13 protein-coding genes and 1 tRNA gene are annotated in these 7,420 nt (G+C 61.5%); 6 read left to right on the forward strand and 8 right to left on the reverse strand.

The features are described 5' to 3' along the window. Together QZ213_RS21695 and QZ213_RS21700 are read right to left on the reverse strand one after the other, a co-directional pair. Positions 1-467 (reverse strand): Sir2 family NAD-dependent protein deacetylase (locus tag QZ213_RS21695; RefSeq protein WP_291688146.1); only part of this gene is annotated, 467 nt, incomplete at its 3' end. A 117-nt stretch (positions 468-584) separates the two neighbouring features. Beyond that, on the reverse strand, positions 585-827 hold the full coding sequence (locus QZ213_RS21700; protein ID WP_291688147.1) for a hypothetical protein: 243 nt from the start codon (positions 825-827) through the stop codon (positions 585-587). A gap of 197 nt (positions 828-1,024) precedes the next feature. Between QZ213_RS21700 and QZ213_RS21705 the strand changes: the two genes are divergently transcribed. Beyond that, positions 1,025-1,207: a hypothetical protein gene (locus QZ213_RS21705; RefSeq protein WP_291688148.1), complete on the forward strand. Its 183-nt coding sequence runs from the start codon at positions 1,025-1,027 to the stop codon at positions 1,205-1,207. Positions 1,208-1,286: 79 nt separating this feature from the next. Here QZ213_RS21705 and QZ213_RS21710 read toward each other — a convergent pair whose 3' ends face one another. The 4 genes from QZ213_RS21710 to QZ213_RS21725 all read right to left on the reverse strand — a co-directional run bounded on the left by QZ213_RS21710 (position 1,287) and on the right by QZ213_RS21725 (position 3,464). Continuing rightward, the gene (locus tag QZ213_RS21710) at positions 1,287-1,574 is read right to left on the reverse strand and encodes a hypothetical protein (protein WP_291688149.1); all 288 of its coding nucleotides are present in this window, start codon (positions 1,572-1,574) and stop codon (positions 1,287-1,289) included. A 203-nt stretch (positions 1,575-1,777) separates the two neighbouring features. After that, positions 1,778-2,395, reverse strand: coding sequence for a BA14K family protein (locus QZ213_RS21715; RefSeq protein ID WP_291688150.1), 618 nt, complete (start codon positions 2,393-2,395; stop codon positions 1,778-1,780). Positions 2,396-2,677: 282 nt separating this feature from the next. Beyond that, positions 2,678-2,860: a hypothetical protein gene (locus tag QZ213_RS21720; protein ID WP_291688151.1), complete on the reverse strand. Its 183-nt coding sequence runs from the start codon at positions 2,858-2,860 to the stop codon at positions 2,678-2,680. A 418-nt stretch (positions 2,861-3,278) separates the two neighbouring features. Continuing rightward, a complete protein-coding gene (locus QZ213_RS21725; protein ID WP_291688152.1) occupies positions 3,279-3,464 on the reverse strand; it encodes a hypothetical protein in 186 nt (61 codons plus the stop codon). Positions 3,465-4,088: 624 nt separating this feature from the next. Here QZ213_RS21725 and QZ213_RS21730 point away from each other — a divergent pair. From QZ213_RS21730 to QZ213_RS21745, 4 genes are all read left to right on the forward strand, one after another. Continuing rightward, positions 4,089-4,274 (forward strand): hypothetical protein, encoded by a 186-nt coding sequence (locus QZ213_RS21730; RefSeq protein ID WP_291688153.1) that lies wholly within the window; start codon positions 4,089-4,091, stop codon positions 4,272-4,274. A 371-nt stretch (positions 4,275-4,645) separates the two neighbouring features. Beyond that, positions 4,646-5,095: a VOC family protein gene (locus tag QZ213_RS21735; RefSeq protein ID WP_291688154.1), complete on the forward strand. Its 450-nt coding sequence runs from the start codon at positions 4,646-4,648 to the stop codon at positions 5,093-5,095. Between the two features lie 136 nt (positions 5,096-5,231). Continuing rightward, positions 5,232-5,402 (forward strand): hypothetical protein, encoded by a 171-nt coding sequence (locus QZ213_RS21740; RefSeq protein WP_291688155.1) that lies wholly within the window; start codon positions 5,232-5,234, stop codon positions 5,400-5,402. 338 nt (positions 5,403-5,740) lie between these two features. Beyond that, entirely contained in the window at positions 5,741-6,388 is a 648-nt protein-coding gene (locus QZ213_RS21745) for a glutathione S-transferase (RefSeq protein WP_291688156.1), read from the forward strand. A gap of 23 nt (positions 6,389-6,411) precedes the next feature. Here QZ213_RS21745 and QZ213_RS21750 read toward each other — a convergent pair whose 3' ends face one another. Then, the gene (locus QZ213_RS21750; RefSeq protein ID WP_291688157.1) at positions 6,412-6,663 is read right to left on the reverse strand and encodes a hypothetical protein; all 252 of its coding nucleotides are present in this window, start codon (positions 6,661-6,663) and stop codon (positions 6,412-6,414) included. Positions 6,664-6,694: 31 nt separating this feature from the next. After that, a complete protein-coding gene (locus QZ213_RS21755; protein ID WP_291688158.1) occupies positions 6,695-6,952 on the reverse strand; it encodes a PilZ domain-containing protein in 258 nt (85 codons plus the stop codon). Positions 6,953-7,256: 304 nt separating this feature from the next. On the opposite strand from QZ213_RS21755, the gene QZ213_RS21760 reads away from it, so the two are divergent. Continuing rightward, a tRNA-Glu gene (locus QZ213_RS21760) sits at positions 7,257-7,331 on the forward strand. Positions 7,332-7,420 lie beyond the last annotated feature (89 nt).

Below are 7,420 nucleotides of genomic sequence, written 5' to 3' on the forward strand. Positions count from 1 at the left end.
GCGCCTCCGATGGTCTCGAAGCTCCGCTTGACCCATGCAAGATCATAGGCCCGGCCGCAGCCGATGCAGCGGGCGTAGGTGGTATTGCCGTGCAGTTCCACGACGTGCTCGGCCGCGATCCCCGATAGCTGGTGCAGATTGTCGATGTTCTGGGTCACGATCGCCGGGACCTTGCCCGCCCGGTAGAGCGAGGCGAGCGCGCGGTGACCGCGTCCCGGCTTTGCCCCGGCAAAGGTCGGCTCCATTGCAAAGCGCCGCCGCCAGGCTTCGGCCCGCGCGTCGGGGCTGGAGACGAATTCATCGAACGGGATCGGGCGGTTGCGGGTCCATAGTCCGCCGGGCGAGCGGAAATCGGGTATGCCGGATTCGGTCGAGATGCCCGCGCCGGTAAAGGGAATGATCGCGGACGCCGCGGCGATCATGTCGCCGAGCTGCTCCACGCCGCTGCGAAGATCTGGTGCAATCACCTGCGTTTCATCCGATGGTTTGACCACGCTGACTATAGCATGGCCGCTCGGATGGCGGCGTCAATGCCGTGAGAGCTCCGGCTCGCCCGGCGCCGGTCTCGCGCGGCTTTCCTCAGACTAAGCCGCCTTGGCGATCGGCTCCTTGGCCTCGTCGCTGTGCTTCTCGTCGCTCTTTTTGGCTTTCGCGACCGGAGCCGCCTGGAATTTCTTCGCCAGCCGGTCGTACTGCGACAGTTTTTCCAGCTCGGCTTCGAGTTCGGCGCGTCGCGCCGCGACCTTTTCCAGCAATTTGTCGGTCGCGTTCTCTCGCAGCGCGGCGAGTTCTTCGATGCTCAGCGAATCCAGATCGTTCTTTGCCATTTGGGCCTCCCGTTTTGTTTTGGCTACCGGGATGGCGCGAAAGCCACAAGCAGCGCGGCGCGTTTATCCACCGCGAACGCCGAACGGTGGGAGGATTTCGCGCACGCGCGTTACCACAATCCTACAACGCCGCGTCCGCATTCATGCCCCAATCGGGCTCCCCAATGGGCACGGAACGAGAATCATAAGGGACGGGCATGACCGAACAAGACAACGCGAATTCCGAGCGGGAGGAAATCGCCGCGCGCGTCGCGCGCTTCAAGGCGACGCAGGAGAAGTTCAAGCGCGCGCGCGATGAATATTTTGTCACCACGCTGGAAAAAGCGCGGTACTCGGAAAACGCCCCTCACGCATTCGAGCGGCCGCCATTCTGGTCCTGACGCCTCGCTTTTTGCGCGCGCACGCAGAAGGCGGCAAAGGAAAAAGCCCGGAGCGTGCTCCGGGCTTTTTGGTGGTCGGTTACCAGCGGCGCCAGTAACGGTGCCGATAGTAGGGTCCGCCGTAATATGCGTAAGGGCCGCCATAATAGGCCGGCCCGTAGTAACGGGGGCCGTAGTAGCGGGGGCCGTAATAGCCGGGACCGTAACCGTAATAGTAAGGCCCGTAAGCGCCGGCAGCGATTGCCCCCGCGGCGAGGCCGAATGCCAGGCCCGGCCCGATGCCGCGTGCTTGCGCCGGTGCGGGCGCGGCGACGGTGGTCGCTGCAAGCGCGCTGACAGTGGCCAGGACAGCTAGGGTTTTCTTCATTCGCATCTCCTCCATCAAGTATCCATGCAATAACGCAGACGACTTTTATTGGTTTCGACGGAACCGGGTTTCTTGGAGCCCATCAGCGTTTTGATCTCGATGCAGGATGCGAAGTCCGCAACGAAAACCTGGCGCATGGAAGAATTGGCACATAGAAAAAGAGCGGCCCATGGGAGCCGCTCTTAGATTTCTTGTGGCAACGATTACTGACCGCAGAGATGGCGCAGACCGTCGTACCCGAGATAGGTGCCGGACGCCGGGTCGTAGGACCGGTAGCGCTGCGCGCAATAAGCGGGATCGACGCCGCTCGATACGACGTAGGCGGGATCCGCTACATAGCCGACATCGCCGTTGTCGTAGTAATCATTGTAGGCATAGTCGTCGTAGTAGTAGGGATCATAGTAGCCGCCGTAGCCGTAACCCAGCGCGCTGCCGGCCGCCAAGCCCGCGGCGAAGCCGAAGCCTGGGCCGAAATGCCGGCCGCGATCGCCACGGAAACCGCCGCGATATCCGCCCTGCCCAAACTGCGCGCCACCGCCGCGCCCCGCGAAGTTGCCACCGCCAACGGCGACAGGGTGGGCTGCGCCCACAGTCGGGCCCATGCTCGCCTGAGCGCCGCGGAACGCCGGGCTGCCGCCGCCGACATGCATGCCGCCACCGAAGTGCATGCCGCCGCCCATACCGCCACCGTGCATGCCACCTCCCATGCCACCACCGCCGTGCATGCCCCCGCCGCCACCGCGTCCCTCGGCGAAGGCCGGTGCTGCGATCGCTAGCGTCAGAGAAAGGGCTGTTGCGCCCAGAATACCGAGTTTCGACATTGTACCTCTCCATAAAAAGATATCGGGCTGAACCTCAGCGCCAGTCGATCGTTCCGGTGTTCTTGCGGTGATTTCAAATTTGTGATGGCCCTGCAGCGCTCTCGTATGGCCTCGCGAGTTCCGCGCGGGCGAACACCAACAACAGGAACCGGCGACCCCTTCACCCAGAAGCGGCTATTGGATCTCGCGGCCGAATACGAGGCGAGATTAGTACAGCTCGAACCGGACCCTTCCGCGGCGACGCGGGGTCTGCGGAATGGCGGGGCATAGTTGCACCTATCGCTATTTGCCCAATGCGAATGCCAGCACGATCGTGTCGGGCGGCTGCTTGAAATCCTTCGTCACGACCTCGCGCACGGTGCCGGCCAGCTCATCGAGCGGCTTGCCGACATAGACCTTCGGAACTGTCACCTTCACCGATTGAATACTGCCGTTGTGCCAGTTGAAGCCGACTTCAGGCTTCACGCCCCGTGGTCCGCGCAAGATCGGTTGCGACAGCCTTCGAATATGACAGACCAGTCGAGATCAGCTCGGCCACGCCAAAGCCGGCGAGGCAGCTAGCGACAACGAGAATGGCGATGGCTCCGCGAATTTTCATGCTGCACCGAACGGGATCAATTTCCGGATATGCCTGTCGGTCCCGGCCCGGTTCGCGTTCATGTGCCCTGACGTTGCCCTCGCCCGCCTCTTGCTGCTTTTGAATCTCCGGAAAGCACAGAGATTGTCGATCTTGTTGAGCATCCTATCCAGGAGTTCTCCGGCCGGGTCGGTCGAGATCCCTGCCCTTTGAAGCTGGCGGATTTCATCCCAATGGCAACCTGGCGCGCATTCGTTCGATTTCAGCCCGGGCCGTGGACAAAATTCAATCTGCTAGGATAGGAGCTCAGCAGCCGCTGTAGCGGGGATCGGGATTATGGAGTTGCTCGAGGTAGGCCACGCCATACGCGGTCAGATCGTCTTTTGTACCCGTCGAGCGGAGCGTCTCCAGATAGCGCCTGATCTTCGCGAGGGATTCCGCATCCAGCTCTCGGCCATAGGCCGCAATCACCCCTTCGATGACCTCACCCATACGCACGCCTCGCACTGCAATAGCCGCAATGCAGCATTACCCTGAACGCCAGTCAATACCCCCTGGGGTAACTCGCTCGTCCTACCGGACCTTGAAATGAACCCGCCAGACCCGATGGCCGTGCCCGCTACCGAGTTCTGTTCAAGACAGGGGGCGCGACATCGAGCTTTGTGCTTGAGGCCGTGAGCCAGCGACCCCTGCGACAAATTGGCCCTTCGCGGGCACGTGATTGGCATGTGATCAAGCCAGATGAAATTGTTGGATTGCTCTTCATGAGCAAGCCCCCGAGTAAACCCCGCCGTGCGTTTTCCCCCACGCATCATCGGCGGGGTTTTTCGTTGACGATATTCCGACAGACCTGAAAAGGCCGCCATCACGGTACTTCACGGGCCGCCTTAAACGCGCTGTGGAAGCAATGCTTTTCCATAATCCCGCCCCCGTTGAGATAACTCGAACATGCTACCCAAGTTAGCAATGTTCTTGACGAGCGTTCAACCGGGTAGCGAGACAATCCTCCCGAGCCGGAGTGCCGCCCGGCCCATCGAATAGAAGGCGTGACCGTAAATCACGCACGCCCGCCGCAAGGCGGCTTCTCTTTTTGCCGAATAACCTGCATAACAGCGCATGGCAAAAGCAAAAGTAACCTTCAAGACCGTCCGAAACTCTGCGGACGACTGGAATATCGTGGCTGAATATCCGGGCGTTGAGCCCCGAGAAATCACCGGCTTGAAAAGCAAAGCCGATGCCGATGACTGGATGAACGGCGACCGCCGCGTAGCTTGGCTGCGCTCTCAGGGCTACGCTAAGTGACCTGATAACTTTCCATCGTATCGCCTTCAGCTTCGCCCAGGCGGCGGCGGCATTGTCCCTACTCCAGACAGACGCCGTCCCCGTCCTGGCACTTTGGCGGACGGCTTGCGCGGGGCGCTGAAACGAGAGCCACTCTCTGCCTCGACCGAAAGCTCTTTCTGTCGGGTTGAACCCGTTCAGCCCAACGGAAAGGGATTCGATTTGCATGATGGCCTCAGGTGGCCACAAGCACTCACGCGAACGCAAAGGGCACGGACTGGCACGCAAACGGCACGCAGCCCCCTGCCCTTTGGCGCATTTTGCTGCTATCTGATACCCGAACCGCCCAAACCAAAACCAAATCTCCAAACGTTCTGAACGGAGTAAGAAACATGCGTTATCTCCACACCATGCTGCGCGTGCGCAATCTCGATGCCGCGCTGAAATTCTATCAGGACGCGTTGGGATTGAAGGAAGTCCGCCGGGTCGACAACGAAAAGGCCAAGTTCACGCTGGTGTTCCTGTGTGCGCCCGAGGACGAAGGCATCCTGAAGGCGTCCAAGGGGCGCGGCGCGCCGCTGGTCGAGCTCACCTACAATTGGGATGAGGAGAAATACGGTGAGGACCGCTATTTCGGCCACCTCGCCTACGAAGTCGACGACATCTACGCCACCTGCGACCGGCTGATGAAGATGGGTATCACCATCAACCGTCCGCCGCGCGACGGCCAGATGGCCTTCGTGCGCTCGCCCGACCTGCACTCGATCGAGCTCCTGCAAAAGGGCGACGCCAAGCCGCCGGCGGAGCCATGGACCTCGATGCCGAACACCGGCCACTGGTAACGCCCTTCGAAGCCGGCGTGCACGAATTCCCCGTGCATCGCCGGCATCCCGGCGGTGTGCCAGCAGCGCCCCTGATTCTCGTTCACGATCGGTGAACCTTTTGCCCTCAGACTCGACGTAGATTCTGAGGTGACCCATGAGCCAAAGCCAGCACTATAAGTTCCAGGCCGAGCAAGCCAAACGTTTGGCCCGCCAGGTCACGGACTCAGCAGTGCGCGAGAGGCTCCTGGAGATGGCTGGAGAATACGGCCGCTACGCCGAACTGATGGAAGCCCGCGAACGACCGCGCGAACCGGCCTTTGGCTGATTTTGGTTCCAGTATTCCGGAAAAGTTTTCCGTTCCCGTCGCAGGAACTCCACGTTGGGCTTCGCGTTCTTCTCTCGATTGAGGAATTCGAAGGAGGCGAACATGGGACGAGGAATACTGCTCTGGCTGCTGGGCGTGCCGATACCGGTAATCATTCTGCTGTGGCTGTTCTTCGGCCGCTGACATCAGGCAATCCGCACATTCTCGCGCAAATCAGGGTTCGCCATTGGCGGGCCTTTTTTGCGGAGCGGCATTGTTGAAATCGACAGGTGGCACGGGCTTTTTCGCGCGTTTTCCGATATGACCCGCTCAAAGCGGATCACCGGGAGCGAAATATCGTGCCGACCGACAATCAGGGACAGTTGACCATCTGGGGCCGGGCCAATTCGGTCAATGTCCAGAAAGTGCTTTGGTGCCTGCGCGAACTCGATCTCGCTTTTCGGCGCATCGACGCCGGCATGGCCTTTGGCAGAAATCACGATCCGGATTACCTCGCGATGAATCCCAACGCGCGGGTGCCGACGCTCGTGGATGGCGATTTTGTCCTTTGGGAATCCAATTCCATCATGCGTTATCTCGTGCTCGCCTACGGCAACGGATCGCCTGTCTATCCCGAGGCGCCGAAGCGGCGCGCCGGCGTCGATCGCTGGCTGGACTGGACGCTGTCGACTGTACAGCCGGTCGATCGGCCGGTGTTCTGGGCCCTGGTGCGAACCCCTGCGGAAAAGCGCGACATGGCCGCGATCCAGAGGGACGCGGACGCCGAAGCCGAGGTATGGCGGGTAGCCGAGGCGCAGCTTAAATCGCGGCGCTTCATCGAAGGCGATGACTTTACGATTGCCGATATCGCGCTCGGCGCCTATGCGCGGCGCTGGTTCGGCGTCGAAGGCATCAGCAAGCCGAAACTCCCCCATCTGGAACGCTGGTTCGCGCAATTCGCGGAGCGGCCGGGATTTGCCCAATTCATCGCGCCGCCGATGTCGTGAGGCGCAGATCCGCGGTTCGCCGCTCAGCGCGCGCCGCCGGAGGTGCCGGCGCCGATGCTGGTGGCCCCGCCGATCTTGACGCAGGTGTCCGAGCCCTCGACCTTGACGAACCCCGGGCCGAGCGCCGCGCAGGCATTGCCGCGGGCCGCGCCCTTCAACGGCAGCAATCGGTCCGAGGGTAAAGGCTTGTCGGGCTTATGAGGGCTGACCTGCTGGGCCGGCGCTGCGGACGCCGGCAGCGCTGCGATGACGAGCGTAAGGACGATGGTTCGCATCACGCCTTCTATCGCGTGCAATCGGCGCACGCTACCGGACGAACCTGACGCCGACCGACTTTCCGCGCCGCCAGACCACTTCGCAGCGTCGCCCCGTGCGGGCGTCGCGCGTAAATGCCAGCCGCAAGTTTCCGGGCAGCGAATTTGGATCGTCGATCGTGATTTTGGCCCCGGTCGAGGACATATCCCGCACCACGCAGGGGCGCACCGCGAAGCCGCCTTCCAGTGTGATCCACCCGGGCTGCTGCAGCGATTTGCGCGGTTCCCGCTTCTTCTTGGCTGCGACCATTTGAGGTGCTCCTTGCACTCCCGGCGGTATCGTAACTGCCTTTAGAAAGCGTTGCGAAGCCCCGGGAATCACGGATATTCACGCCGGTTAATGCGGCCGATGGGCCCCAAAAAACCGCGTTCCCGGTGGCTTGCCCGGCCGCGCAAACGCCACTATACGTTCGCCCGCCGGCCCCCGGACCGCTTGGCAGGGGGTCCGGATCCGGCACGGCGCATCGCTGCCCAAAAGCATTGATTTGCCGGAAGTTTGTACCAAAGCGAAATGGCAATGCCGGGGCCGGATGGTCGTGGCGGGACAGCTCTTCGCTCCCTTCGTCTATCGGTTAGGACGCCACCCTTTCACGGTGGAGAGAGCGGTTCGATTCCGCTAGGGAGCGCCATCGGGCTTTCCATCACTTTGATTTTCCTTCCATTTTTACAATTTTCCCCAAATGCTCAGATGCGGTTTGGGAAGTCTTGTTCGCGTTAT

It is taken from the genome of Bradyrhizobium sp., assembly GCF_017881085.1.
Lineage (GTDB): Bacteria > Pseudomonadota > Alphaproteobacteria > Rhizobiales > Xanthobacteraceae > Bradyrhizobium.

Bases quoted from the DNA above. Each gene is read 5' to 3' on its own strand.
- QZ213_RS21700 (WP_291688147.1), bottom strand. From the start codon at position 827: ATGGCAAAGAACGATCTGGATTCGCTGAGCATCGAAGAACTCGCCGCG.
- QZ213_RS21705 (WP_291688148.1), top strand. From the start codon at position 1,025: ATGACCGAACAAGACAACGCGAATTCCGAGCGGGAGGAAATCGCCGCG.
- QZ213_RS21710 (WP_291688149.1), bottom strand. From the start codon at position 1,574: ATGAAGAAAACCCTAGCTGTCCTGGCCACTGTCAGCGCGCTTGCAGCG.
- QZ213_RS21715 (WP_291688150.1), bottom strand. From the start codon at position 2,395: ATGTCGAAACTCGGTATTCTGGGCGCAACAGCCCTTTCTCTGACGCTA.
- QZ213_RS21725 (WP_291688152.1), bottom strand. From the start codon at position 3,464: ATGGGTGAGGTCATCGAAGGGGTGATTGCGGCCTATGGCCGAGAGCTG.
- QZ213_RS21730 (WP_291688153.1), top strand. From the start codon at position 4,089: ATGGCAAAAGCAAAAGTAACCTTCAAGACCGTCCGAAACTCTGCGGAC.
- QZ213_RS21735 (WP_291688154.1), top strand. From the start codon at position 4,646: ATGCGTTATCTCCACACCATGCTGCGCGTGCGCAATCTCGATGCCGCG.
- QZ213_RS21740 (WP_291688155.1), top strand. From the start codon at position 5,232: ATGAGCCAAAGCCAGCACTATAAGTTCCAGGCCGAGCAAGCCAAACGT.
- QZ213_RS21750 (WP_291688157.1), bottom strand. From the start codon at position 6,663: ATGCGAACCATCGTCCTTACGCTCGTCATCGCAGCGCTGCCGGCGTCC.
- QZ213_RS21755 (WP_291688158.1), bottom strand. From the start codon at position 6,952: ATGGTCGCAGCCAAGAAGAAGCGGGAACCGCGCAAATCGCTGCAGCAG.